Here is a 25,265-nt window from a genome sequence, read left to right as displayed (position 1 = left end):
GCGGGTCCGGCGACGTTTCGTGACAGGCGAGCACCGGTCGAAACGGAGCGCGACAGAGGGAACGCGCAGCTCAGGCGGAGGGGACGCGCAGCTCAGGCGGTGGCCACGATCGCCCGGTCCGCGGCATCCCGAGCCCAACGCTCCGCCTCGGCGAGCGACCCGCGCGTCACCGCGCCCGCGTCCGGTTCGTGGGCTTCCACGACGCGCTCGACGAGCTCGACGATCCCGGGGAACGACAGCCGCCCCTCGTGGAAGGCGTCGACGGCCTGCTCGTTGGCCGCGTTGAACACCGCCGGGTAGGTGCGGCCCGCGGTTCCGACCTTCTTCGCGAGCCGCACCGCGGGGAAGGCCTCCTCATCGAGCGGTTCGAAGGTCCAGGATGCCGCGACCGTCCAGTCGATCGGCCGCCCGACGCCGCCGACGCGGTGCGGCCAGTCCAGACCCAGCGAGATCGGCAGTCGCATGTCCGGCGGCGAGGCCTGGGCGAGAGTCGACCCGTCGATGAACTCCACCATCGAGTGCACGACCGACTGGGGGTGCACGACCACATCGATGTGGTGGTACGGCACGCCGAAGAGAAGGTGCGCCTCGATGACCTCGAGGCCCTTGTTCACGAGGGTCGCGGAGTTGGTCGTGACCACTCGGCCCATGTCCCAGGTGGGGTGCGCAAGCGCCTCAGCCGGTGTGACATCGGCCAACGACGCGCGCGAGCGACCCCGGAAAGGGCCGCCGGATGCTGTCAGCACCAGTCGCCGCACCTCGGAACGATCGCCGGCCAGCAGAGCCTGGGCGATGGCCGAGTGCTCGGAATCGACGGGGACGATCTGGCCGGGACGCGCGATCGCGGTGACCAGCTCCCCTCCGACGATGAGGGACTCCTTGTTGGCGAGCGCGAGGGTCCGCCCCATCTCCAGCGCTGCGAGGGTCGGTCCGAGACCCACGGAGCCGGTGATGCCATTGAGCACGACGTCGGCGTCGACATCGCGCACCAGCTGCTCGGCCTCGACGGCGCCGAGCGCGGTGAACTCGACCTGGAACTGCTCGGCCTGAGCCTGCATCGCCGCGCGGTTCGAACCGGCGGACAGTCCGACGACCTCGAAGCGCCGCGGGTTGGAGCGGATGACCTCGAGAGCCTGAGTGCCGATCGAACCGGTGGACCCGAGGATGATGACGCGACGCATGAAGTCATGCTAGTTACTTCATGCGCCGCGGCTGTCTCCGCGGCGTGCCGGTGCCTACTGCGCGGCGGCTACTGAGCGGCGGCGGGAGCGTGCTCGACGCCGAGGATGTCGACCACGAAGACGAGTGTCTCGCCCTTGAGGTCGGCGTCGTTGATCTCGCCCTCGCCGTAGCCGAACGCCGGCGGGATGACCACGACGACCTGCGAGCCGACGGTCTGCCCCTCGAGCGCCTGGCGGAAGCCGTCGACCACACCGGTGGTCTGGAACGAGGTGGGCGCACCGGCCTCCCAGCTGGAGTCGAAGACGGTGCCATCCGACCACTTCACGCCGGTGTACTGCACCAGCACCGTGTCGCCGCTGAGGACGGTGTCGCCGTCGCCCTTCTTGAGCGCCTCGAGCTCGACGGCGGTCGGCGCGTCGCCACCCGGCAGTTCGATGGTCGGCGCGCCGTCGTCGTCGAGCGTGACGACAGGCATCCCCTTGACCGGCTCCTGCGGCTCGCCCCACGCTGCGCTGGGGACGATATCGAGGAAGTCGAAGACGTAGACCTCACCGGCGTTCGGATCGCTCGGCGGGAACGTCGCGACCACGCGGGTGCCCGGCGTCGCGCAGCCCAGGATCTGACCGATCGGGTTGTCCGGCGAGATCTGAGCCGGCAGCAAGGGAGTCTCGCCGTAGCCGATCGCTCCCATGTTCTCGCCCGTGTCCGCGTTGAAGCCGGTCAGTGCGAAACGCACCAGCTGCCCCGCCTCGACCGGATCGCCCGAGCCCTCCTCGATCACGGTGGCCTGGAGCTCGGAGATCTTCAGGGGGAGATCGAACGTCGCGGTGGATTCCTCACCCACCGCGCCCTCGACCGTGACGGCTTCCGACGCGGCGCCGGACGGGGCCGTCGCCTCGCAGAGGTCGACGACCGGCGGGCCCGATGGACTCGCGGAGCCCTCCGGCGCGCCCGACGCGCAGCCTGCCAGGAGAACGGCCGAGAGCGCGGCGACGGACAGGGCGGCGAACGGGCGAATGCGCAAAATGAACCTCGAAGAAAGGGGAAAAAGGACTCTCCATCTTCTCGCACCTTTCCTCTGTCTCCGCTGAGAGGTGGCTATGCCAACAGTGGAATGAATACGGGAGTACCCTCAACGGGTGACTTCCGCGGAGATCCCCGAGCCCCGAGAAGCCGACTCCCCCGACCAGGCTGCCGTCCGGCAGATGGGCGCGACGTACGGTTTCGGGCGCTTCGTGGTGGCCCCCCTCGCACGGCTGATCTATCGTCCGCGCGTGGAGGGCAAGGCGAACGTCCCCAAGACGGGTCCGGTCATCTTCGCGAGCAACCACCTGTCGTTCATCGATTCCATCGCCATTCCGATCGCGGCGCCGCGGCCCGTTCACTTCCTGGCCAAATCGAGCTATTTCGATGGGCCCGGGATGGCGGGATGGTTCTCGCGCGAATTCTTCACGGCGATCGGTGCGGTGCCGGTCAAGCGCGGCGCCGGGCAGGCAGCCCTTGATGCACTCGACCAGCAGCGTCAGCTGCTGGACGGCGGCAGCGCCGTCGCCCTGTATCCGGAGGGGACCCGATCGCTGGACGGCCGCCTCTACAAAGGGCGTACCGGCGTGGCCTTCCTCGCACTTCAGACGGGGGCGCCGGTCGTCCCGGTCGGCTTGATCGGCACCGATCTGGTGATGCCGGTCGGAGCGCGGTTCCCGTCGATGACGCCGCGCGTGACGGTGCGATTCGGTGAGCCGCTCGATCTCGCCCACCACGGCGCCGCCGATTCCGGCAAGGCGCGACGGCTGGCGACGGACGACATCATGGCGGCCATCCACGCACTGTCCGGCCAGGAGCTGGCGAACGCCTACAACGAAGCGCCCGCCCACAGCCCGATCGAGCGGATCAGGCAGGTCCTTCCGCACGAGCGGCGCTAGCGCGCCGGCACCCGCGCGGCTTGATTCACCGTGGTTCGTCGAGGAGCGGTGCAGCCGTTTCGAGTGACACGATCGTCGGCTCGTGCCGGACCGGGAAGTTGACCGAATTCGCGATGAAGCACCACGTGTGGGCCTGCGCGTGTGCGGCGGTCGCGGCATCCACCATCGATTCCTCGGCGACGACCACGTGCGGCCGCAGGACGACTTCGCGGAACGCCCCGCCGCCGCGTCCGTCCTCCGCCATCACACCGGATGCCGCATCCCGATAGCCGACCACGATCACGCCCGCCTGCACGCAGGCATGCAGGTACGACAGCAGGTGGCACTCGCTGAGCGCCGCCAGCAGCAGGTCCTCGGGGTTCCACTTCGTCGGATCACCGCGGAACGGCTTGTCCGCCGACGCCGCGAGATCGGGCTTGCCGTCGATCTGGATGGTGCAGGAGCGATCGTATTCGCGGTACCCGCTGGTCCCACTGCCGCGATCGCCCGTCCATGTCGTACGCAACTCGTAGCGGTGTTCGCCGAACATTCCCCCAGTCTGACACGCCCGGATGCCGGGTCCTCCGACGGTAGGCTGGCGGGGTGCCGCAGACCTTCGCCGCAGCCGACGCCGTCGAACTGGCCGTCGTCGAACGCAGCGGCTTCATCGAGTCCCGCCACGCCGGCTCCGCGATCGTCCTCGGTCCCGACGGCACGGTCGTGTCCACCCTCGGCGACACCCTCGCGCCGATCCTGCCGCGCTCGAGCTTCAAGCCGATTCAAGCCCTGGCCTGTCTCACCGCGGGGGCCCCGCTCGAGGATGCGCGTCTCGCCCTGTCGACCGCGAGTCACTCGGGGACCGACCGGCACGTGTCCGTGGTGCGAGACATCCTCGACGCGGCCGGGCTCGGCGAGAACGCGCTCGGGTGCCCCGCAGCCTGGCCGAGCGATCAGGCAACCCGCGACGAGGTGATTCGCGACGGCGGCGGCCCCGCGGCCATCCGCATGAACTGCTCCGGCAAGCACGCCGCCATGCTCCTGACGTGCGTCTCCAACGGCTGGCCGATCGACACGTACCTCCAGCCCCAGCATCCCCTGCAGGCACACATCCGCGACGTCGCGGAACGGCTGGTGGGCGAGCGTGCGGCCACCACGGCGATCGACGGATGCGGGGCGCCCGTGTTCTCGATGAGCCTCGCCGGGCTCGCCAAGGCCATCCACCGGATCGGCACCGCCGCGGAGCGCTCTCCCTTCGCGCTGCACCGCAGCGCCGGCGCCCTCGTCCGCGCCGTGCGGGAGCACCCGTGGACGATCGACGGCCCCGGGCGTGCCGACACCGTCGTCATCGAACGCCTCGGCGTCTTCGCCAAGGGCGGCGCCGAGGGGGTCCTGGTCATGGTCGCGCCCAACGGCACGACCGTCGCCCTGAAGATGCTCGATGGAAGCGGGCGGGCGGCCACCGTCGTCGCCCTGCGGCTGCTCGAGCGCGAAGGCGCTCTGGCAGCGTCCGACGTCGCGGATGCCGTGACGAAGCTCCCCCTGTCGGTGATCGGCGGCGGGCAGGTTGTCGGGGCGATCCGCCCCGCCTTGTAGAGGCGCTCCCACGAGGAGCGCGAGCGCTCCAACGGCGGAGCGGAAAGGATTCCACGATGAGGATCAGCGTCCCCACCGAAGTGAAGAACAACGAGTACCGGGTGGCACTGACGCCCGCGGGAGTCCACGATCTCGTCCAGGCGGGCAACGAGGTGTTCGTGCAGCGCGGTGCGGGCGAGGGCTCGTCCATGCCGGATGCCGAGTACGAAGCGGCCGGAGCGACCCTCCTGGATGACGCGGCGGAGGTGTGGGCGCGAGCCGAGCTGCTGCTGAAGGTGAAGGAGCCGATCGCCGACGAATACGCGTACTTCCGCGACGACCTCGTGATCTTCACCTACCTCCACCTGGCCGCCGACCGACCGCTGACCGAGCGGCTCGTCGCGGACCGCGTCACCGCGATCGCCTACGAGACCGTTCAACTGCCCGGGGGCGGACTGCCCCTGCTGGCACCGATGAGCGAGGTCGCCGGGCGACTCGCGCCCACCGTGGGGGCTGCGACCCTGATGCGCTCGGCCGGAGGACTCGGGCTGCTGATGTCCGGCGTGCCCGGCACGCGGCCGGCCCGCGTCACCGTCATCGGCGGCGGAGTGGCAGGGGCCAACTCCGCGGTCATCGCCGCCGGACTCGGAGCCGATGTCACGATCTTCGACACCAATATCCAGAGACTCCGGTTTCTGGATGACCACTTCCAAGGAAGAGTCAAGACCGCGGCATCCAACCCGCTCGATCTGGACCACGCCGTCGTCGGCTCCGACCTCGTCATCGGCTCGGTGCTCATCCCCGGCGCCAAGGCCCCGAAGCTCGTCACCAATGAGATGGTCTCTCGGATGCGGCCGGGCAGCGTCCTCGTCGACATCGCCGTCGACCAGGGTGGTTGCTTCGAAGACACCCGGCCGACCACGCACGCGGATCCCACCTTCCCGGTGCACGGCAGCATCTTCTACTGCGTCGCCAACATGCCCGGTGCCGTGCCGAACACGTCCACCTCCGCGCTCACGAACGCGACGCTTCCCTACATCCGGCAGATTGCCCGGCGGGGTTGGCAGGATGCGCTGCGCGCGGACCCCGCCCTGGCCGCCGGACTGAACACGGTCGCCGGCGAGGTCGTGAACGCCGGTGTCGCGACCTCGCACGGCCTGGAGCCGGCGCCCCTGGCCGACGCGCTCGCCTAGAGTTTCCGCGGCACTTCTCTGCGTCCGCGCCGCGGATATCCGGCGCGGACGCAGGTTCGTGCCGCGCATCCGCGCGCCAGCAGCGCACGCGACCTAGACGAGCCCGCCGTCGATCGAGCGGCTGTACGCGGCAGGATCCTCGGGCACCAGCACCGGAGTGTCCCGGTTGAGGCTCTCACCGCGGAAGAACGGCTTGGACCGCGGGAAGGCGAACCACAGCAGCATCAGCAGCACCCCGAACGCCAGTGCCCCGATCCCGAGCACGAACGTGCCGCCGATCCCCAGCAGCACCGTGTAGCCGTAGTCGACGTCATACATGTCGATCGCGGACTGCACGAACGCGTACGTGAGCATCAGCGCGCCCAGGAGCGGGAGCAGGCCCTTGTAGAAGAAGTCGCGGACCGACGTGAACAGCTCGCGCCGGAAGTACCAGACGCACGCGTAGCCGGTGATCGCATAGTAGAACGCGATCGCAAGCCCCAGCGAGAGGATGGAGTCCTGCAGGATGTTGTCGCTGATCAGGGTCATCCCGATGTAGTAGACGGACGCCACGACGCCCATCACGAGGGTGGAGAACGACGGCGTCTTGTACTTCGGGTGGACGGTGGCGAAGCGCTTGGGCAGCGCCTTGTAGGCCGCCATCGACAGTGTGCCCCGCGCGGTGGGGAGGATCGTCGTCTGAGTCGATGAGATCGCCGAGATCATCACCGCGACCACCAGGACCCATCCGACCGGTCCCAGCAGGCCGTCCTTGATCGCGAGGAAGAAGTCGTCGGCGTTCGCCTCGTTGCCCAGCCCGGTCCCGGTCTCGCCGAGGCCCGCATACATCATCGCGGCGACGGTGACACCGACGTAGGTGACCAGCAGGATGACCGTGGTCAGCAGTGCCGCCCGACCAGGGGTCCGCTTGGGGTCCTTGGTCTCCTCGTTCAGCGCCAGGCACGTGTCCCAGCCCCAGTAGATGAACAGCGCGAGCAGGATCGCTTCGACGAAGCTGCCCCACTCGGTGAAGGCGAACGGGTTGAACCACGACCAGTCGAACGGCGTCGGGTCCGGGGCGGTGCCCGCGAAGAACTGCCACAGCGCCGCGACGACGAAGATCGCAAGAGCCAGATATTGGATGCCGAGGAGGATGTTCTGGATCCGCTCGCCGATCTCGACACCACGCCAGCTGACCCAGGTCATCAGCGCGATGAAGATCACACCGGTCGCCGTCACGAGCGGGACGTTCTCGGCGAGGAGGGCGTCTTCGGGGTTGCCGATGATCCCGTCGACCAGAGCCCAGAAGTAGATGCCGGCGATCTGCGCGAGGTTGGCGAGCACCACCATCCCGGCCACCGCCACGCCCCAGCCGCCCAGCCATCCGACCCAGGGCCCGAACGCCTTCGTCCCCCACGTGAAGGTCGTCCCGCAGTCGGGGACGGCGTTGTTCAGCTCGCGGTAGGCGAAGGCGATGAACAGCATCGGGATGAACGCGATGACGAACACGATCGGCGCCTGCGCGCCGACGGCGAGCACCACGAAGCCGAGTGTCGCCACCAAAGAGTAGACGGGAGCTGTGGAGGCCAAACCGATGACGGTCGAGCCCCACAGGCCGAGCGTTCCGGCGGCGAGTCCTTTGCCTTCGGGTCGGTCCAGGATTATCGGAGATGTAGCCACACTGCGAACGTATGGGGCGCCCTCCCCCCGGTCAAGAGCGGCGTAGCCCCGCGTCCGTCGGCAGCACGACGCGCTCCGGCGCTCCCCCGGCGCGCAGCAGCCACGCACGCGGAGCGCCCGGCTCGCAGTACGGCGGCAGGGCCCGTTCGCCGGTCAGCATCCGCAGCTCCGCCGCGAACGACGACTCCACGACGAAGTCGTGATCGGACCGCATCGTGGTGAGGGCCCGCCAGTGGCGCTGCCATTCCTCGGCATCCCCGGCCACGACGACGGGTCGGCCGGTGGCCCACTCGGACGCACCGGCGTATTCGTCCAGCGAGAGCACGGACGCCCCGCGCCGCGTCCACTCGGCGAGAGCGGCACGGGCAACGGGCGAGCGTCTCAGCACGGCACCGGTGAGCGGCTGGCACGGGTACCACGGGCCGGTCGGCACCGGCCGCAGAGGAGCCGGCGCGGAACTGGTCGCCACCTGGACGGCACGCCCGTCGATTCGCCCGCGGCCCGGTGGGCTCCCCGGCTCATAGTGGGACGGCTCGCCGCCCGCGGCGATGTGCTCGGCACGCGAAGCCGCCGCCAGAACGAGCCGACGCGGCAGCAGGTCGCCGAGGCGCGCGACCGCGCCGACGAGCCGCTGCGCGGATACGGCGACGAAGATGCCCGCAGAGCCGGCTCCGCGAACGAGCCGCTCGAGTCGCTCGATCAGCTCGCGGGCGTATTCCGGAGCGAGGGCAGAGGCGAGTGCGTCCAGATCGTCGAGCACGACCAGGCTCCCGGGAGGTGGGACGCGTACAGCGAGCCCGGCGACGGCATCCCAACCCTGCTCCGCCATGGACGAGACCCACTGCACGTCGCCCGGCGCCTGCGCGACGAGCGTGCGCAGTGCCGTCGTCTTGCCGCTGCCACCGCCGCCGACCACGAGCAGCCCGCGCTCGTGCACACGTACGCCGACCGGATGCTGTCGCTGCTGGTCGGGTTCATCGGCGAGCCCGATCAGCATCGTTTCGCGTGGGCGACCGGCGACGCCGATCAGGTCCTCGACGTCGATCCGCGCAGGCAGTTCGGGCAGCCACGGTCTGCGCGGACGGGGTCCACCGGTGCCACGTGCCACCGCTTCGACGTCTTCTCGGGCGGACAGTGCGATGCGCACTCGGCGCGGAGTCGGATCGCCCGCCGAGCGCACCAGCGCGAGACCACGGCCGTCCGGTCCGCCGGGGAGCGAGGCGGCATCGTCGCTGCCCACGATCGCGCGACTGTCCAGCGGATCGGTGACACGAAGGCTGATCCGCAGCGGACAGTTGGCGAGCAGGCTCTCGCGCACGACTCCCGAGGGCCGCTGGGTTCCGAGGACCAGGTGCATGCCCAGGGCGCGACCGCGCGCCGCCACGTCGGTGAACACCGCGTGGAGCTCGGGATGCTCGCCCAGGAGCGCCGCGAACTCGTCGACGACGATGACCAGTCGTGGCAGGTCCACCCGCGGGTCCAGGATGTCGCGGGCGCCCGAGCGGGACAGCTCGGCCTCGCGCCACCGCACTTCTGCGCGGAGGCTCTCGATCGCTCGCCGCGCTCCGGCTCCGTCCAGGTCGGTGATCACGCCGGTGACGTGCGGAAGGTCGGCGAGCGCATCGAACGCGGTCCCCCCTTTGAAGTCGGCGAGGAGGAAGCTCACCTCGCTCGTCGAGTGCGTCGCGCACAGCGCGACGACCCACGTGACGAGAAGCTCGGACTTGCCCGCCCCGGTCACTCCGGCCACCACGGCATGCGGGCCGTCGGTCACGAGATCGATCACGAAGGCGTCGCCCGCCTCGGCTCCGATGACCGCGCGCAGGCGACCAGGTGCGCTGGTCGGCGCGTCCGACAGCAGCGGACCGAGTGCGACGGTGGCGGCGGTGTCGGCTGCCCCCAGGACGCGGGCGGCGCGCGCGGCCAGTTCGTCCGCCAGTGTCGCCGCCTGGCCGAGACCGAGCGCCTCGACGGCGATCTCGCGCACATCGCCGCCGGTGTCGATGAGCGCGCGGCCGGGCGAGACGACAGTGAGAAGCGACCCGCATGCCGGCGGCGGGGTGGCCTCCGCGCGCACGATCACGATCTGTGCGCCGACCGGAACCGCCTCGCCCGGACCGACCAGGCACAGGGCCGTGCCGGTCGCGGCCGAACGGTGCGGCAACCGCTCGGCCCACGCATTGTCACCGCGGAGCGGACCGACGATCCGAAGCTCGCCCGGGGGAAGCGCCATGCACAGCTGGATCACCACGGCACGCGCGACCGCGCCGGCGACCACCGGCCGCCCGACGATGGCGAGCCCTGAGTCCGAGGGGACGACGACGGGTGCGTGGTCGAGGCGGGCGGCGCGTCCGCGCAGGTCGGCGGATTCGGGGTCGTCGCCCCCGCCCGCGACGCGCACCGCGCTGCGATCCGTACCCGCGCCGACGACGAGCACCTGACCACGCCCGGGAACGGGCCGCCAGATCTCCGTGTCGCGGGCGAGGAAGGCCGCCACATCGGGATGCCGCGCCCACCGGCGTGCGCGCTCGTCGGCATGCCGCTCTCCGATCTCGCGCGCAACCCGAGCCCGCGCGGTTCGCGCGCGGGCTTCGGCGCGCCTGCGCTCACGGCGCGCGCCGCGCGCGCCGTCGAGCACGGTCGCTGCGGCGATGAGCGGCCCGAGCGCGGCCAGCCAGAGCGAGAGCACGGAGCCCGTGACCAGCCACAGCGCGACCGCACCGAGGATGGGAACGATCGAGGCAAGGATCGGCACGCCCGCTCGTGCAGGCGGATTCCATGGCGCCGGCAGTTCGAGGGGCTCAGCCGGCACGTCCGCGGCGGGCGCGGGCGGGGACGCCGGCGACGGGGTGGGGGCGAAAGAGGACAGCACCACTGGAGTCAACCCGTGTGGGCGACGCGCTGTCCGGAACCGGTGAGTCCCGGTGGAGTCTGCGGCCTCGAATCAGGCTGGGGAGGAGTCAGCACCGACCGTGGAGCCGCGCGGAGCGTCCGCCCCGGGCGAGCGCCACGCGACATCGAGGACGATGATCGTGATGTTGTCACGGCCGCCGTTCTCCAGCGCGGCATCCATCATCGCGTCCACGGCGTCGGCGGGATCCGCGTTCTCCGTGAGGAAATGCTGGATGCCGTAGTCCGTGAGTTCCTTGGTCAGGCCGTCGGAGCAGATCACGAACCGGTCGGCATCGACGACGTCCAGTCGGACGTAATCGGGCGAGACGCTCTCGCTCGGGCCGACGGCCCGCGTGATCACGTTGCCGTACGGGTGGTTCTCGGCCTCCTCAGGACTCAGCCGGCCCGCGGCCATGAGCTCCTGAACAACGGAATGATCGGTCGTGATCTGTTCGATCGCTCCCCCGCGGAACAGATACACGCGCGAGTCGCCGATGTTGAGCGTCACCCAGTGGGGCGGGTCTTCACTGACGTCGAGGTACACACCGGTGAGCGTCGTGCCGGTTCCGTCGTCGGTGGTCTCGGGGTGCGACGCGATGTCCTTCACCGCACGCGAGAGCGCCTTCTCGATGGTCTTCGGGGTGACCGACCCCGCAGTGACGACACCGCCCAGCCGATCCACCGTGCTCGCACTGGCGATCTCCCCGCCGATGTGTCCGCCCATGCCGTCGGCGACGATGAAGAGGGGGTAGCTGGTCAGCAGGGCGTCCTGGTTGACCTCACGTCGCCGGCCGGTGTGCGTCGCGCCCGCCCAGGACAATTCGATCGTCCCGCCTGCCACCGACACTGATTGGAAGTGGGTGGATACTTCGGGCACGCCCTGTCCTCCCGTTAGCCGACATCGGCGGCGACATGACCGGGTTCGGTCCCATCGACGTGCTCACATCCTACTGGAATCCGCCGCGGTGCCCGGCTGCGCGTGCCCGCTCAGCCGGCGCACGGCGGGCACGTGCCGACCGTTCGCTCACAGCGAACACCCCTCAGACGCGGGCAGCGGGATCGTCGGGGAGCGGGAACAGTGCGTCGATCGCGACGAGATCGTGGGGCGACGGCGACCACGCCGTGGCGGCGGCGGCGTTGGCTCGAACCTGGTCGGGACTGGTCGCGCCGGCGATCACGCTGGTGAGGGCGGGGCGTGACAGCAACCAGCCGAACGTCGCCTGCAGCATCGAGATGCCACGCTGGTCGCAGAAGGCCTGGTACTGCTCGAGCGCATCCCACGGGGCGTCCTGCCACACGTGGCGGCGCTGCATCATGATGCGGCTGCCGGCGGGGCCGCCCTCGCGTGTGAACTTGCCGGTGAGCAGTCCGTTGTGCAGGGGGAAGAACGGGAAGAATCCCAGACCGAATCGCTCCACCGCCGGGAGCACCTCGCGCTCGGCGGCCCGTGCGAGCAGGCTGTAGTGATTCTGCGCGGAGATGAAGCGGGCGCCGCGGTCCGGTGCGGTGAAATCGGCTTCGGCGATCTGCCAGCCTGCCAGATTGGAGTGACCGTAGTAGCGGATCTTCCCCTCCCGAACGAGATCGTCCAGGACGGAGATCGTCTCGGCGATCGGCGTCGCCGCGTCCGGGACGTGCAGTTGATAGAGGTCGATCCAGTCCGTCCGGAGCCGGGTCAGCGAGGCCTCGACCGCAGTCCGCACGTACGACCGCGACCCCTTGGATGCCGTGATCGCGTACCCCATGTCACGCCCCGGGTGACCGAACTTGGTGGCGAGGACCACGCGGTCACGTCGCCCCTGAAGCGCGTGCCCCATCAGCGTCTCGCTCAGGCCCGGCTCCGCACCGTACATGTCCGCCGTGTCCAGGAAGGTGACGCCGGCATCGATGGCGGCCTCGAGCACCTCCACGGTGCCCTCCAGCGTCTGCGTGTTCGTGCCGGGCCTGCCGAAGTTGTTGCAGCCGAGGCCGACCGCCGAGACGAGGAGGCCGGATGCGCCGACACGGCGGAGAGGCAGGATGCTGTCTGTCGAGCTCATCCCTCCACGCTAACGCGGTCGCGCCGCCGTCCGCGTCGACCGCGACAACGGCAGGAGCCCCCACCGATGCGGTGAGGGCTCCTGGGACGTGCGCCGCGTCGGCGCTATACGCGCGGGTCTTCCGGCGCAGGCGGCGGTGTGGTGGGCGGCTCCGGCGCGGCCGGCGGCTCGGGAGCGGCCGGCGGAGCGCTCGGCGGCTCGGGAGCCGACGGCCCTGCGGCGGGGGGCGGCGGCTGATATCCGGCCGGCGGCGGCTGGTACCCGGCCGGCGGCGGCGGGTTCCCGGCGGGCGGCGGCGGGTTCCCGGCGGGCGGCGGCGGCTGATATCCGGCCGGCGGCGGCTGGTACCCGGCCGGCGGTGGGTATGCACCCGGCGGCGGCTGCATGCCTGCCTGAGGATAGCCTCCCGCCGGCGTCTGGTTGGGAACGCCGGCCCATACGGTGCGGTCGGCCAGGAACGAGTTGTTCGCCCACGGCGCCGGGGGGACGGCCGGGTTCCAGCGCGATTTGTCGAAGGCGAGGATGCCGAGCCACACGATGCTGAGGAAGAAGTAGAGAATCAGCCAGACCGGCTCCTTCTGCAGCTTCAACCCCACGCGCCAGGCGGCGAGCAGCGTCACAGCGAGGGCTGCAAGGCCGACGAGCCAGCCGAGCACCGGAATCCAGCCGAGGATGATCGAGGCGCCGATCGCGATCAGGATCAACCAGGGACTCAGGTCTCCGAGCTTGCTGAAGACCATCGTGTTGTACACAGGCACCCACGCCCGCCACCTGCCCTGCACACCCGCCTTGTCGAAGATCTTCATCAGGAAGATGGAACTCAGAACATAGAAGCCGATCGCGAAAATCACCCAGAAGACAGCGAACGCGGCCCAGATCGCGATGAGGGACCCGTCAGGATAGTCGTACATGAGCGTCCTTCCCAGAGAACGAACGACGACGTGCTCCACGTCGGCGAGGCATCCGCCCTGCTCGTCACATGCTAGCGACGGCGAGTGTCCCCCGACAGGAACTGGTCGATACTCGCGACTCGTGTCGCCGCTCGCTAGCCTTGCGGGGTACCCCCCAGAGAACGTGGAAGGACCACATGACCGACTCGACGCCCCCGACGCCCCCGCCCTTGCCCACTCAGCCGGCCGATCAGGCCGCACGTGCGGCCGAGCCGATCACGACCGCCTCCCGGCCGTATGACCCGGCCTCGGACCCTGACGACACGGGTGTGCCGACCTCGCTCGGCGGCGAGTTCGACGACGTGAGCCGGGGCTTCTTCCGCGCGCTGTTCGACCTTTCGTTCCGGACGTTCATCACTCGCCGCCTGGCGAGCGTGTTCTACCTCGTGGGTCTCGTGGCGATCGCGATCGGCTTCATCGTGTATTTCGTCACCGGTCTGGTAAACGGGATATCCGCACTGTTCTTCAACGTCGGCGCCGGGATCTCATTGATCGTCGCAACGCTGATCATCGTGCCGATCGTGACGTTCCTGGCCATTGTGGTGCTCCGCTTCGTGATCGAGGCCGTGGTCGCTCTGATCGCGATCGCCGAGAACACCGAGCGCACCGCGGAGAACACCCGAGGGTCCATCGGGGACTGAGGCTGCTCAGGCGAAGAGCTCCAGTTCGCCTGATGACCCGTTGCGGACCGTCACGCCGACGGAATCCGCCCAGCGGGCGAACGCTCGGACGGAGCCGATTCGCGGGCGGCTCTGTGCGAGCGCGCGCACCAGTGCGCCCTTCGCGTGCTTGTTGAAGTGGTTCAGCGACCGCACCGTCCCCTCGGGTCCTGCACTGACCACGCGTACGTAGACCGAGGGCGAGGATGCCGGGACCGGGCCCAGCGCGACGTAGGCCTCCGAGCGCATGTCCAGGACGAAGCGCGACGGCAGGGCGGCCAGCGCCTCGGTGACCGCATCCGCCCACACACGCCGCAACGAGGGCGAGCCGGGCAGTGAGACGCCGGCGCCCAGCCGGTACGCGGGGATGCGATCGAGTGCACCCACCGGGCCGAGCGGCGCCGTGTGGATGAGAACGTTCGATCCCAGCCAGCGGCGCGCCGACGCATCGAGGGATGCCGCGTCCAACGCGTCGTAGAGCACGCCGGTGTATCGGTCGATGGCTGCCATCGTCGGCGCGGAGCGCACGATGGCGTTGCGTGCCACCTCGTGGTGCTGTGTCACGCCGAGACCGAGCGCCCGCGCGGCGGCCGCGGGATCCGCCGAGAGCGATGCGAGGGCATCCAGGACCAGGTGGCGTTCCCGACGCAGGCCGGGCAGCGCCAGTGCATCCACGTCCAGAGATGCCGAACCCCCTCCGGACCGCTTGGTCTCGGAGGGGGGCAGCAGAACGAGCAAGCTAGCTCATGATCGCCGCGTTGCCCGCGACGATGGTGACGACGTCATTCTCCACCGACAGGAAGCCGTCCTGTGCGTTGGCGACGATCTTGTTGCCGTCCTCGAGCGTGATCCGCACCTCGCCGGCCGCGAGCACACCGAGGATGGGCTCGTGACCGATCATGATGCCGATCTCGCCGAGCACAGTCCTCGCCACGACGAGGCTCGCCTCGCCCGTCCAGACCTCGTGGTCTGCCGCGACGAGATTCACCGTGAGCGCCATGATCAGCCGTTCTCTTTCTGGATCCGAGCCCAGTTCTCCTCGACGTCCGAGATGCCGCCGACGTTGAAGAACGCCTGCTCGGCCACGTGGTCGAAGTCGCCCTTCACGATCGCGTCGAACGACTCGATCGTCTCGGCGATCGGCACGGTCGAACCCTCGACGCCCGTGAACTTCTTGGCCATGTACGTGTTCTGCGAGAGGAACTGCTGGATGCGACGCGCGCGCGACACGACGACCTTGTCCTCCTCGGAGAGCTCGTCGACGCCGAGGATCGCGATGATCTCCTGCAGTTCCTTGTTCTTCTGGAGGATCTGCTTGACGGCAGTGGCCACGCGGTAGTGGTCGGCGCCGATGTAGCGCGGGTCCAGGATGCGGCTCGTCGATGTCAGCGGGTCGACGGCCGGGTAGAGGCCCTTCGACGCGATCTCACGCGACAGTTCGGTCGTCGCATCGAGGTGCGCGAACGTCGTGGCCGGGGCCGGGTCGGTGTAGTCGTCAGCGGGGACATAGATAGCCTGCAGCGACGTGATCGAGTGACCGCGCGTCGAGGTGATGCGCTCCTGCAGCACACCCATCTCGTCGGCGAGGTTCGGCTGGTACCCCACGGCGGAGGGCATACGGCCCAGCAGGGTCGAGACCTCGGAGCCCGCCTGCGTGAAGCGGAAGATGTTGTCGATGAACAGCAGCACGTCCTGACCCTGGACGTCGCGGAAGTACTCCGCCATCGTCAGGGCGGACAGGGCCACGCGCAGGCGCGTCCCGGGCGGCTCGTCCATCTGACCGAAGACCAGCGCGGTCTTGTCGAAGACGCCGGCCTCCTCCATCTCGTGGATGAGGTCATTGCCCTCGCGGGTGCGCTCACCGACACCGGCGAACACCGACACACCACCGTGATCCTGCGCGACGCGCTGGATCATCTCCTGGATGAGGACGGTCTTGCCGACTCCGGCGCCGCCGAAGAGGCCGATCTTTCCGCCGAGAACGTACGGCGTGAGCAGGTCGATGACCTTGATGCCGGTCTCGAACATCTGCGTCTTCGACTCGAGCAGGTCGAAGCTGGGCGCCTTGCGGTGAATGCCCCAGCGTTCGGTGATCTCGATCTTCTCGCCAGGCTTGGCGTTGAGGACCTCGCCGATGACGTTGAACACCTTGCCCTTCGTGACGTCGCCGACCGGCACCGTGATGGGGCCGCCGGTGTCACGCACTTCCTGGCCGCGGACGACGCCGTCGGTGGGCTTCAGGGCGATCGCGCGAACGAGGTCGTCACCGAGGTGCTGCGCGACCTCGAGCGTGATCTCGTTCGACTCGTCGCCGATGGTGATCGTCGTCTTGAGCGCGTTGTAGATGTCGGGAAGCGAGTCGTGCGGGAACTCGATGTCGACGACCGGACCGGTGACGCGCGCGACGCGCCCGATGACCAAGGTCTGTTCGTCGGTAGCGGTGGGGGTCATTGTCTTCTTCTCTTTCGGAGTGGTTTCTACTTCGCCGATGACAGGGCGTCAGCCCCGCCGACGATCTCGGCGATCTGCTGGGTGATCTCCGCCTGACGCGCATTGTTGCGCAGGCGGGTGTAGTCGGTGATGAGCTTGTCGGCGTTGTCGCTGGCCGACTTCATCGCCTTCTGCGTGGCGGCGTGCTTGGCAGCCGAGGACTGCAGGAGGGCGTTGAAGATGCGGCTCTGGATGTACACCGGAAGGAGCGCATCCAGAACGGTCGCGGCATCCGGCTCGAACTCGTAGAGCGGGAATGCCTGAACGTCACCCTGGGACTCGCTCGCCTCGACGACCTCGAGTGGGAGCAGACGCACCGTTTCGGGGGTCTGCGTCATCATGCTGACGAACCGGTTGTAGACCAGGTGGATCTCGTCGACGCCACCCTGCTCGGAACCGCGCTCGAAGGCCTCGAGCAGCGTGCCGGAGATCTGCTCCGCGAAGCGGAACTCTGGCGTGTCGGTGTCGCCGGTCCACTCCGCCTCGCTCTTGATGCGGCGGAACTGGAAGAAGGCGACCGCCTTGCGGCCGACCAGGTAATAGGTCACTTCCTTGCCCTGCGATTGAAGCAGGGTGGCCAGTTCCAGACCCTCGCGCATGATCTGCGAGTTGAACGCGCCGGCAAGCCCACGGTCCGAAGCGAAGATCACGATCGCCGAGGACTTGACCTCGCGTGCGGTCGTCAACGGGTGGTCGGTGTTCGAATGCGTGGCCACTGCCGACACAGCCCGCGTGACAGCACGCGCGAACGGTGCCGAGGCGCGCACGCGCGCCATCGCCTTCTGGATCCGCGATGCAGCGATGAGCTCCATCGCCTTGGTGATCTTCTTGGTCGTCTGAGCAGTGCTGATCTTCTGCTTGTAGACCCTCAGTTGTGCGCCCATAGTCCGTGTCTGCTGCCGCTACTTGCGGCGGCCCTTGACGATCTGCTCCTGGTTGACGTCCTCAACCTCGGTCGCCTTGAATTCCTCGTGGCCGGGGTTGTCGATGTGCTGACCACTGCCGCCGCGGAACTCGAGCGTGAACTCGTCCACGACGCGGCCGAGCTCTGCTGCGGTGTCATCGTCGAGCACGTTCGTCTCGCGCAGACGATCGAGGATGGTCGTGTTGCGACGGACGTGGTCCAGCAGGTCGCGCTCGAAGCGCAGCACGTCTTCGACCTCGATCGTGTCCAGCTTGCCGTTCGTGCCGGTCCAGATCGAGACGACCTGCTCCTCCACGGGGTACGGCGAGTACTGGGGCTGCTTGAGCAGCTCGGTCAGACGCGCACCGCGGGCGAGCTGACGACGGGATGCGGCGTCCAGGTCGCTGGCGAACATCGCGAACGCCTCGAGCGAGCGGTACTGGGCGAGCTCGAGCTTGAGCGTGCCGGAGACCTTCTTGATCGACTTGACCTGGGCGTCGCCGCCGACGCGGGAGACCGAGATGCCCACGTCGACCGCGGGACGCTGGTTCGCGTTGAACAGGTCGGACTGGAGGAAGATCTGTCCGTCGGTGATCGAGATGACGTTGGTCGGGATGTACGCCGAGACGTCGTTGGCCTTCGTCTCGATGATCGGCAGACCGGTCATCGAGCCGGCGCCCAGCTCGTCGGAGAGCTTCGCGCAACGCTCGAGCAGACGCGAGTGCAGGTAGAAGACGTCACCGGGGTACGCCTCGCGGCCCGGCGGGCGGCGCAGCAGCAGCGACACGGCGCGATACGCCTCCGCCTGCTTGGTGAGGTCGTCGAAGATGATCAGGACGTGCTTGCCGTCGTACATCCAGTGCTGGCCGATGGCCGAGCCGGTGTAGGGCGCAAGGTACTTGAAGCCGGCCGGATCCGAGGCGGGAGCCGCGACGATCGTCGTGTACTCCATGGCACCGGCGTCTTCCAGCGCGCCCTTCACGGCCGCGATGGTCGAGCCCTTCTGGCCGATCGCGACGTAGATGCAGCGAACCTGCTTCTGGACGTCGCCGGACTCCCAGTTGGCCTTCTGGTTGATGATCGTGTCGATCGCGATCGCGGTCTTGCCGGTCTGGCGGTCGCCGATGATCAGCTGGCGCTGGCCGCGGCCGACCGGGATCATGGCGTCGATCGCCTTGATTCCCGTCTGCATGGGCTCGTGCACGCTCTTGCGCTGCATGACACCCGGAGCCTGCAGCTCGAGCGCCCGGCGACCCTCCGTCGCGACCGGGCCGAGGCCGTCGATGGGGCTGCCGAGCGGGTCGACGACGCGACCGAGGTAGCCGTCGCCCACTGCGACAGAGAGGACCTCGCCGGTGCGCGTGACTTCCTGACCGGCCTCGATGCCCGAGAACTCGCCGAGGACGACGACGCCGACCTGGTGCTCGTCGAGGTTCAGCGCGAGACCGGACGTGCCATCGGCGAACCGGACGAGCTCGTTCGCCATGACGCCCGGAAGGCCTTCGAGGTGCGCAATGCCGTCCGCCGCGTCGACGACCGTGCCGACCTCGGTCGCCGCCGCGCCCGTGGGCTCATATGCGGCGACGAAGTCCTTCAGCGCGTCGCGAATGGCGTCGGGGCTGATTGAGATATCTGCCATGGTGTTCCTTCGTTCGGTGAGACCGGAGCCTCAAATCTCCGCGCGGCTTCGGGATCGAAGCAGTGCGGGAAGTCTTATCTAGCCAGCCAGTCGCTGGCGCAGGTCGGCGAGTCGGGCCGACACGCTCGCATCGATCACGTCGTCCGCGATCTGCACGCGCAGGCCTCCGACGACCTCGGGATCGATCACCGTGTTCAGCGAGACGGGGGTGCCGTATCGCTGCGAGAGCAATGCCGTCAGGCGCTCGGACTGCGAGGGGCTGAGCGGTTGCGCGGCCACGACGGTTGCGACGGTGCGGCCCCGCTGGTCTGCGACGAGATCCATTGCACTGTTCAGCAGCTGCCGTGCTCGCCGCTCGCGCTGCTGCTGGACGAGGGATGCCGCGATCAGAGTCGCCGCCGCACTCGCCCGGCCTGCGAGCAGGGACTCGACCAGGACGCCCTTCGCCGACTCGTCCCCGAGCCGGCTGCCCAGAGCAAGTTCGAGCTCCGGGTTCTCCGCCACGACACGGGAGAAGCGGAACAGGTCGCCCTCGACGTCGGCATCGGGTTCTGCGATCGACGCGGCGCGGATGGCCAGTTCTTCGATGCCGTCCACGAGGTCAGCGGCCGACGACCACCGCGAAGCGACGATCGACTGCAGGAGGGAGACCGTCGCGGGCTGGAACGTCGGGCCGAACACAGCCGACACGACGTTCGAGCGCGCGGAGTCCGGCGCCGACGAATCGGCCAGCGCGCCGCTCAGCTGCGACGAGCCCCCGACGGCATGCGCCGCCGCGAACAGCTCGCGGGCGGTGTCGATGTCGACGGCGGGCACGGCGGCCAGCGCCGCCGTCGCTGCCGCAGTGGCCTGAGTGGTCGCGCTGCCCATTAGTTCGACGCTTTCTGAGCGGTCTCGGAAGCCTCGAGCTCGGCGAGGAAGCGATCCACGACGGCCTGAGCCTTCGCATCATCGGACAGCGTCTCGCCGATCACGCCTCCGGCGAGGTCCAATGCGAGTGTGCCGACCTCGGAACGCAGCGACACGAATGCCGACTGGCGCTCCGCCTCGATCTGCGCGTGCGCGCTCGCAGCGATGCGGGCGGCCTCGGAGGACGCGGCATCCTTCGCTTCGGTGAGGATCTTCCTGCCGTCCTCACGGGCGGCTTCACGGATCTCCCCCGCCTCGGTGCGCGCACCGGCGAGTTGGGCCGTGTACGCCTCGAGCGCGGCCTCGGCCTTGCTCTGCGCCTCGGCGGCCATCTCGATGTTGCCCTCGATCGCGGCAGCGCGTTCGTCGAGCAGCTTCTTCATCCGGGGAAGGGCGACCTTCCAGAAGATGAAGAGGATGACGATGAAGCACACCGCCGACCAGACGATGTCATACATCGCCGGCAGCAGAGGGCTCGGCTCAGCCTCGCCTCCCTCTGCGGCGAATGTGACAAGAGCGTTCAGCATCCTGTCTCCTTAAGTCGTCGTCGAGGTTCAGTAGCCGAAGATGAAGGCTGTGGCGATGCCGATGAAGGCGAGCGCCTCGGTGAAGGCGATACCGATCCACATGAGCACCTGCAGGCGACCTGCGAGCTCAGGCTGACGGGCGACACCCTCGATGGTCTTGCCGACGACAATGCCGACGCCGATGGCGGGCCCGATGGCGGCAAGGCCGTATCCGACGGTCGCGATGCTGCCGGAGACCTCGGCCAGAACCGTAGTTGAGTCCACGAGTTGGTTTTCCTTTCGGTTGTCGGGTGGCAGGGCCGACCCGGGATCAGTGCTCCTCCGCCACCGCGAGCTGGATGTACACCGCGGTGAGGAGAGCGAAGACGTACGCCTGGAGGACTGCCACCAGGAGTTCGAACAGGGTGAACACGAATCCGAACGCGAGCGATCCGACTCCGAGGAGCGACCACCAGCCACCGGCCGTGAAGAAGAAGAACTGGGTCGCCGCGAAGAACAGCACCAGCAGCAGGTGTCCGACCATCATGTTCATCAGGAGTCGGAGCGTCAGAGTGACAGGCCGGACGATGAAGGTGGAGATGAACTCGATCGGCGTGACGATGATGTAGATCGGCCACGGCACGCCTGCGGGGAACAGGGAATTCTTGAAGAAGTTCTTGGGGCTCTTCTTGACGCCCGCGTAGATGAACGTGAAGTACGAGATCAGAGCCAGGAGCAGCGGGACGGCGATGATGCTGGTGCCGGCGATGTTCAGGAACGGGATGATCCCGGTCAGGTTCATGAACAGGATCATGAAGAAGATCGTGGTCAGGATCGGCAGGAACCGATCGCCGTCCTTCTTCCCGAGCAGGTCGTGCGCGATGTTCACGCGCACGAAGTCCAGCCCCATCTCGACGAGGCTCTGGAAGCGCCCGGGGACGATCTTCATGCGGCGGGTGCCGAGCCAGAAGATCACCACGATGGCGACGGTGGCGAGGATCTGGATCAGGTTGATCCTCGTCAGCTCGAACCAGGTCCCCTCGAAGAGGATGGCGTTCGGGAAGAATTCCCAGATCGACGGCGCGTGGAAACCGCTATCGTCCGATTCGACTGCAGTGGCGATCATGGTCGCGGCTTGAATTAACAGCGCTGGCTCCAGCTTCGGGGCAACGAGATTAATCGTTGTGACGATGGTCGGTGAGAGTCACTCCGCAAGCACTCAGGTACGAGTGGGCGGGCGCATTCCAACCCTAGCAAACGAACGGGGCTCAAGAATCCGCACGCGGACCTTGGGCGGTTCCCGACCGCGTCGGAGGGGCGGTTTCGTCGATCACTTCGGTGGGCAGTGAGGCGTCGCTGACCGTCGGGACGCGCATTCTGGTCAGCACGATGACGTCGACCACGAGGGAAGCCAGAACGCTGACGACGACGGCGACGAAGAAGATGACCGGGCTGATCCAGGGCTGCCCACGCAGCAGGAGAAGGGCGACGATGAACACGATGAGCTTGAGGATCCAGCCGCCCAGCACGATCCCGAAGAACACCGGCACGTAGAGCGCATCGCCGTACCAGCGATTGGCGATCAGGATGCTGGCGGCGGTGATGGCGAGGAAGACAGCGGCGACCAGGACGCCGATCAGGGCACTCCACATGCCCGTCGCCCCGTCGATCAGGTAGCCGGCGACCGCGCCGATGACCGCGAGGACCGCGGTCACCACACCGGACCAGAGGAGCGTTGCGCGCAGGATCGGCGTGCTTGAGACGGTTTGGGCACTCATCGAGCGGCCTCCAGGGTCGGTGTGTCATCGCTCGGAGCGAGGACGGCGGGCTTGCGCCGCCACGTGGGCAGCAGTGTGACGACGAGGCAGGCGGCGGCACCGACGAACGCGAAGGCGACGCCGATCCAGTACTGACCGATCCAGTTCTCCCGCGTCCCGATGTACATCAGAAGCACGGCGAGACTGAACACCGCCGTCCAGGCGTAGAAGATCAGGACCGCGTCGCGGTCCGTGTGGCCCATATCCAGCATCCGGTGATGGAGGTGCTTGCGATCGGGCGAGAAGGGGGACTTTCCGGCAGCCATGCGGCGCACGACCGCCAGACCGAAGTCCAGGAGCGGAAGCAGGACCACCACCACGGGCAGCAGGATCGGGATGAAGGCACCGAGCAGCTGCGAACGGCCGAACCCTTCGGGGTCCAGGACCGCCGGTTCGAGCTGGCCCGTGATCGCGATCGCCGAGCACGCCATGAGGAGGCCGAGCATGAGGGCACCGGAGTCGCCCATGAAGAGCTTCGCCGGACTCCAGTTCAGCGGCAGGAAGCCGATGCATGCCCCGATCAGCACGGCCGCGATGAAGGATGCGAGGTTGAAGTAGGTGCTGGACCCGGTGTCGCGGACCAGGATGTACGAGTACGCGAAGAAGACGACGTTCGCGATGAGGCAGACGCCCGCCACCAGGCCGTCGAGACCGTCGATGAAGTTGACGGCGTTCATGACGACCACGATCGAGAAGACAGTGAGCGTGAAGCTCACCCAGCTGGACCCGATGATCAGCCCGCCGATCGGCAGCGAGAAGATCTGCAGCTGCCCGAACCACGCGATGATGCCGGCCGCGAGGAACTGGGCGCCCAGCTTGATCATCCAATCCAGATCCCACAGGTCGTCGGCGACGCCGACGAGCACGATCAGAAGCGTCGCGGCGAGGATCGCGTACACCGGGGCCGGATCGACCCAGAAGATCGCGAAGTAGGGATGCTGCGAGGACACCGCGAACGCCGCGACGACGCCCAGGAACATCGCGACCCCGCCCAGTCGGGGCGTCGGGGTCTTGTGGACGTCACGCTCGCGGATGCCGGGATACAGCTTGTACTTCAGGCTCAGTCGCCAGACCGCCCAGGACAGCGACAGGGTCACGGCGGCCGTGAACAGGATCGTGAAGATGTACTGCTTCACGGGGTGTCCTCAATGGGGCTCCGCCCCACACCCCCGGCTTGCTGACGCGCGCCCTCAATGGGGCTCCGCGTCGGACCCCCGGCGTCGCTCGGCAGCTCGGCGATGAACGTGTCGTCGGGTTCGCGGACCGGGTCGGGTTCCAGCAGATCGCCGACGACCTCGCGCAAGGCGGCCCGGTCTATCGCCCCCTCGCGCAGAACACGGATGACCGGTTCCACGTCGGGGCTGAGCCCGACCAGGCTCGTCGCATCGATGATCGTCGAGGAGACGCCTGTGGCGGAGGGGCCGCCGTCGAGATACACCGCGACGCTGTCGCCGAGCATGCTCCGGGCATCCCAGGCCAGGATCGCGGCGGGCATTCCGGTCAGGTTGGCGCTGGAGACGGCGAGCGGACCGGTCTCCTCCAGCAGTTCGAGGGCCAGGTTGTTGGCCGGCATCCGCACCGCGACGGTGCCGTGCGTGTCGCCCAGGTCCCAGGACAACGAGGGCTGCGCAGGCAGGACGATCGTCAATCCCCCGGGCCAGAACGCCTCGACGAGTCGTTCGACCGGCTCCGGAACCTCGGCCACCAGCGCGCGCAGCGTCGCGATGCCGGCCACCAGCACGGGCGGAGGCGAGGAACGCCCACGGCCTTTCGCTTCGAGCAGTCTCTGAACGGCGCGAGCGCTGAAGGCATCGGCAGCGATGCCGTACACCGTGTCGGTCGGAAGCACCACGAGTTCGCCCCTGCCGATGGCCTGGCGTGCTTGGCGCATCCCGGCCAGCAGCTGCGCCTCGTCACGGCAGTCGAATACAGGGGACATGTCGCGCCCAGTCTAACCGGCGGGGTGTCGCGGACCCGCCCGTCGTCAGGGTGCGATCGCCGTGGTCGCGCGGTCGCGCGAGGTGAGGTCGGGGTGAGTCGACGCGGCACGCCAGCCGTCGGCCGTGAGCAGTTCGCGGATCGCTGCGCCCTGCCATTCCCCGTGCTCGATCACGAGGCTGCCGCCGGGGTGCGCGAGCCGCAGTCCGACGCGGCTGACCACGCGAACCACGTCCAGTCCGTCCTCTCCCCCGTACAGCGCGGCGGCAGGGTCGAAGAACCGCACCTCGGGATCACGAGGGATCGCGGCATCCGGAACGTATGGGGGGTTGGACGCCACCACCGAGACCTGACCGTTCAGCTCGGGGAACGCGTGCTCCAGGTCGACGAACGCGACGCGTGCGTTGTCTGCGCCGACGAGCGCGAAGTTCTCTTTGGCCCACACGAACGCCTCCACCGAGTTCTCCGCGGCGAAGACGCGGGAGTGCGGGACCTCGGTGGCCAGCGCGAGGGCGATCGCACCACTGCCGGTCCCGAGATCCACCGCGATGGGGGCCGGGGATGCCGCGGCCGACAGCGCGTCGATCGCCAGCTGCGCCACGATCTCGGTCTCGGGCCGGGGGACGAAGACGCCGGGGCCGACGCGCAGCTCGAGGTGCCGGAAGGGTGCGGTGCCGGTCAGGTGTTGGAGCGGTTCGCGCGTCGCGCGTCGCGAGACCAGCTCATCCAGACGCCGGGCGTCCTGCGCATCGATCGCGTCGCCGCGGATCGCGGCCGCCTGAACGGCTCCGCGGCCGGTGCCGAGAATGTGCGCCGCGAGCAGTTCGGCATCCACCGACGCGTCCGGGATGCCGACGCCGGTGAGTCGGTCGGCAGCGCTGCGGAGCGCGTCGGCGAGCGAGGCGGAGGAGGGGGAAGGTGACGACATGAGCGGCATACAGCATATGCCGTGCGTGCCGGCCCCCCGCTCCGTCGCCGACGTCTCCGAGCGCCTCGGACGCGGCCGCTCCCCTAG

General features: G+C 68.6%; 25 protein-coding genes. 4 read left to right on the top strand and 21 right to left on the bottom strand.

Features of this window, described 5'->3' with window-relative positions:
* Positions 1–92 precede the first annotated feature (92 nt).
* Together ABD655_RS06485 and ABD655_RS06480 are read right to left on the bottom strand one after the other, a co-directional pair.
* A complete protein-coding gene (locus ABD655_RS06485; protein WP_344712557.1) occupies positions 93–1,181 on the bottom strand; it encodes a 1-deoxy-D-xylulose-5-phosphate reductoisomerase in 1,089 nt (362 codons plus the stop codon).
* A 68-nt stretch (positions 1,182–1,249) separates the two neighbouring features.
* A complete protein-coding gene (locus tag ABD655_RS06480) occupies positions 1,250–2,206 on the bottom strand; it encodes an FKBP-type peptidyl-prolyl cis-trans isomerase (RefSeq protein ID WP_344712555.1) in 957 nt (318 codons plus the stop codon).
* 115 nt (positions 2,207–2,321) lie between these two features.
* Here ABD655_RS06480 and ABD655_RS06475 point away from each other — a divergent pair, with 115 nt between their 5' ends.
* Positions 2,322–3,104, top strand: coding sequence for a lysophospholipid acyltransferase family protein (locus ABD655_RS06475; protein ID WP_344712553.1), 783 nt, complete (start codon positions 2,322–2,324; stop codon positions 3,102–3,104).
* A 25-nt stretch (positions 3,105–3,129) separates the two neighbouring features.
* Here the strand turns inward: ABD655_RS06475 and ABD655_RS06470 are convergent, their stop codons facing one another.
* Complete coding sequence (locus ABD655_RS06470; protein WP_344712551.1) at positions 3,130–3,633, bottom strand: OsmC family protein; 504 nt, start codon at positions 3,631–3,633, stop codon at positions 3,130–3,132.
* Between the two features lie 53 nt (positions 3,634–3,686).
* Between ABD655_RS06470 and ABD655_RS06465 the strand changes: the two genes are divergently transcribed.
* On the top strand, positions 3,687–4,676 hold the full coding sequence (locus tag ABD655_RS06465; RefSeq protein WP_344712549.1) for an asparaginase: 990 nt from the start codon (positions 3,687–3,689) through the stop codon (positions 4,674–4,676).
* Positions 4,677–4,732: 56 nt separating this feature from the next.
* Positions 4,733–5,848: an alanine dehydrogenase gene (gene ald, locus ABD655_RS06460; RefSeq protein WP_344712547.1), complete on the top strand. Its 1,116-nt coding sequence runs from the start codon at positions 4,733–4,735 to the stop codon at positions 5,846–5,848.
* A gap of 93 nt (positions 5,849–5,941) precedes the next feature.
* On the opposite strand, the gene ABD655_RS06455 is transcribed toward ald, so the two are convergent.
* From ABD655_RS06455 to ABD655_RS06435, 5 genes are all read right to left on the bottom strand, one after another.
* Positions 5,942–7,507, bottom strand: a complete 1,566-nt coding sequence (locus ABD655_RS06455) for an APC family permease (protein ID WP_344712545.1) — start codon at positions 7,505–7,507, stop codon at positions 5,942–5,944.
* 31 nt (positions 7,508–7,538) lie between these two features.
* A complete protein-coding gene (locus tag ABD655_RS06450) occupies positions 7,539–10,262 on the bottom strand; it encodes an FtsK/SpoIIIE domain-containing protein (RefSeq protein ID WP_344712543.1) in 2,724 nt (907 codons plus the stop codon).
* 189 nt (positions 10,263–10,451) lie between these two features.
* The gene (locus ABD655_RS06445; RefSeq protein WP_344712541.1) at positions 10,452–11,276 is read right to left on the bottom strand and encodes a PP2C family protein-serine/threonine phosphatase; all 825 of its coding nucleotides are present in this window, start codon (positions 11,274–11,276) and stop codon (positions 10,452–10,454) included.
* Positions 11,277–11,439: 163 nt separating this feature from the next.
* Positions 11,440–12,438 (bottom strand): aldo/keto reductase, encoded by a 999-nt coding sequence (locus ABD655_RS06440; RefSeq protein ID WP_344712540.1) that lies wholly within the window; start codon positions 12,436–12,438, stop codon positions 11,440–11,442.
* 104 nt (positions 12,439–12,542) lie between these two features.
* Positions 12,543–13,349, bottom strand: coding sequence for a large exoprotein (locus tag ABD655_RS06435; protein WP_344712539.1), 807 nt, complete (start codon positions 13,347–13,349; stop codon positions 12,543–12,545).
* Between the two features lie 176 nt (positions 13,350–13,525).
* Between ABD655_RS06435 and ABD655_RS06430 the strand changes: the two genes are divergently transcribed.
* On the top strand, positions 13,526–14,029 hold the full coding sequence (locus ABD655_RS06430; protein ID WP_344712537.1) for a DUF4282 domain-containing protein: 504 nt from the start codon (positions 13,526–13,528) through the stop codon (positions 14,027–14,029).
* A gap of 6 nt (positions 14,030–14,035) precedes the next feature.
* On the opposite strand, the gene ABD655_RS06425 is transcribed toward ABD655_RS06430, so the two are convergent.
* The 13 genes from ABD655_RS06425 to prmC form a co-directional block, all read right to left on the bottom strand.
* Positions 14,036–14,785 (bottom strand): YaaA family protein, encoded by a 750-nt coding sequence (locus tag ABD655_RS06425; RefSeq protein WP_344712535.1) that lies wholly within the window; start codon positions 14,783–14,785, stop codon positions 14,036–14,038.
* Position 14,786: 1 nt separating this feature from the next.
* Positions 14,787–15,047, bottom strand: coding sequence for a F0F1 ATP synthase subunit epsilon (locus ABD655_RS06420; protein ID WP_344712533.1), 261 nt, complete (start codon positions 15,045–15,047; stop codon positions 14,787–14,789).
* 2 nt (positions 15,048–15,049) lie between these two features.
* On the bottom strand, positions 15,050–16,498 hold the full coding sequence (gene atpD, locus ABD655_RS06415) for a F0F1 ATP synthase subunit beta (RefSeq protein WP_344712531.1): 1,449 nt from the start codon (positions 16,496–16,498) through the stop codon (positions 15,050–15,052).
* A gap of 26 nt (positions 16,499–16,524) precedes the next feature.
* Positions 16,525–17,421 (bottom strand): F0F1 ATP synthase subunit gamma, encoded by an 897-nt coding sequence (locus ABD655_RS06410; RefSeq protein ID WP_344712529.1) that lies wholly within the window; start codon positions 17,419–17,421, stop codon positions 16,525–16,527.
* 18 nt (positions 17,422–17,439) lie between these two features.
* Positions 17,440–19,080 (bottom strand): F0F1 ATP synthase subunit alpha, encoded by a 1,641-nt coding sequence (atpA, locus tag ABD655_RS06405; RefSeq protein WP_344712527.1) that lies wholly within the window; start codon positions 19,078–19,080, stop codon positions 17,440–17,442.
* Between the two features lie 78 nt (positions 19,081–19,158).
* Entirely contained in the window at positions 19,159–19,950 is a 792-nt protein-coding gene (locus tag ABD655_RS06400; RefSeq protein ID WP_344712525.1) for a F0F1 ATP synthase subunit delta, read from the bottom strand.
* The gene (locus ABD655_RS06395) at positions 19,950–20,516 is read right to left on the bottom strand and encodes a F0F1 ATP synthase subunit B (protein ID WP_344712523.1); all 567 of its coding nucleotides are present in this window, start codon (positions 20,514–20,516) and stop codon (positions 19,950–19,952) included. The genes ABD655_RS06400 and ABD655_RS06395 overlap by 1 nt, the downstream gene beginning before the upstream one ends.
* Positions 20,517–20,543: 27 nt before the next feature.
* Positions 20,544–20,780 (bottom strand): ATP synthase F0 subunit C, encoded by a 237-nt coding sequence (gene atpE / locus ABD655_RS06390; RefSeq protein WP_257502800.1) that lies wholly within the window; start codon positions 20,778–20,780, stop codon positions 20,544–20,546.
* A 46-nt stretch (positions 20,781–20,826) separates the two neighbouring features.
* Positions 20,827–21,621 carry a F0F1 ATP synthase subunit A gene (atpB, locus tag ABD655_RS06385; protein ID WP_344712520.1) on the bottom strand — a complete coding sequence of 265 codons (795 nt, stop codon included), beginning with the start codon at positions 21,619–21,621 and terminating at the stop codon, positions 20,827–20,829.
* A 142-nt stretch (positions 21,622–21,763) separates the two neighbouring features.
* Positions 21,764–22,273, bottom strand: coding sequence for a Cg1360 family ATP-synthase-associated protein (locus tag ABD655_RS06380; protein WP_344712518.1), 510 nt, complete (start codon positions 22,271–22,273; stop codon positions 21,764–21,766).
* The gene (locus ABD655_RS06375; RefSeq protein ID WP_344712516.1) at positions 22,270–23,448 is read right to left on the bottom strand and encodes an MraY family glycosyltransferase; all 1,179 of its coding nucleotides are present in this window, start codon (positions 23,446–23,448) and stop codon (positions 22,270–22,272) included. The genes ABD655_RS06380 and ABD655_RS06375 overlap by 4 nt, the downstream gene beginning before the upstream one ends.
* Positions 23,445–24,251, bottom strand: a complete 807-nt coding sequence (locus ABD655_RS06370; protein WP_344712514.1) for an L-threonylcarbamoyladenylate synthase — start codon at positions 24,249–24,251, stop codon at positions 23,445–23,447. Before ABD655_RS06370 ends, ABD655_RS06375 begins: the two co-directional genes overlap by 4 nt.
* Positions 24,252–24,296: 45 nt before the next feature.
* Positions 24,297–25,178: a peptide chain release factor N(5)-glutamine methyltransferase gene (gene prmC / locus ABD655_RS06365; protein ID WP_344712512.1), complete on the bottom strand. Its 882-nt coding sequence runs from the start codon at positions 25,176–25,178 to the stop codon at positions 24,297–24,299.
* Positions 25,179–25,265: the final 87 nt, after the last annotated feature.

It is taken from the genome of Microbacterium terregens (genome assembly GCF_039534975.1).
Classification (GTDB): domain Bacteria; phylum Actinomycetota; class Actinomycetes; order Actinomycetales; family Microbacteriaceae; genus Microbacterium; species Microbacterium terregens.
Note: the sequence above shows the minus strand (reverse complement) of the source record. Positions and strands in the feature narration are given on the sequence as shown.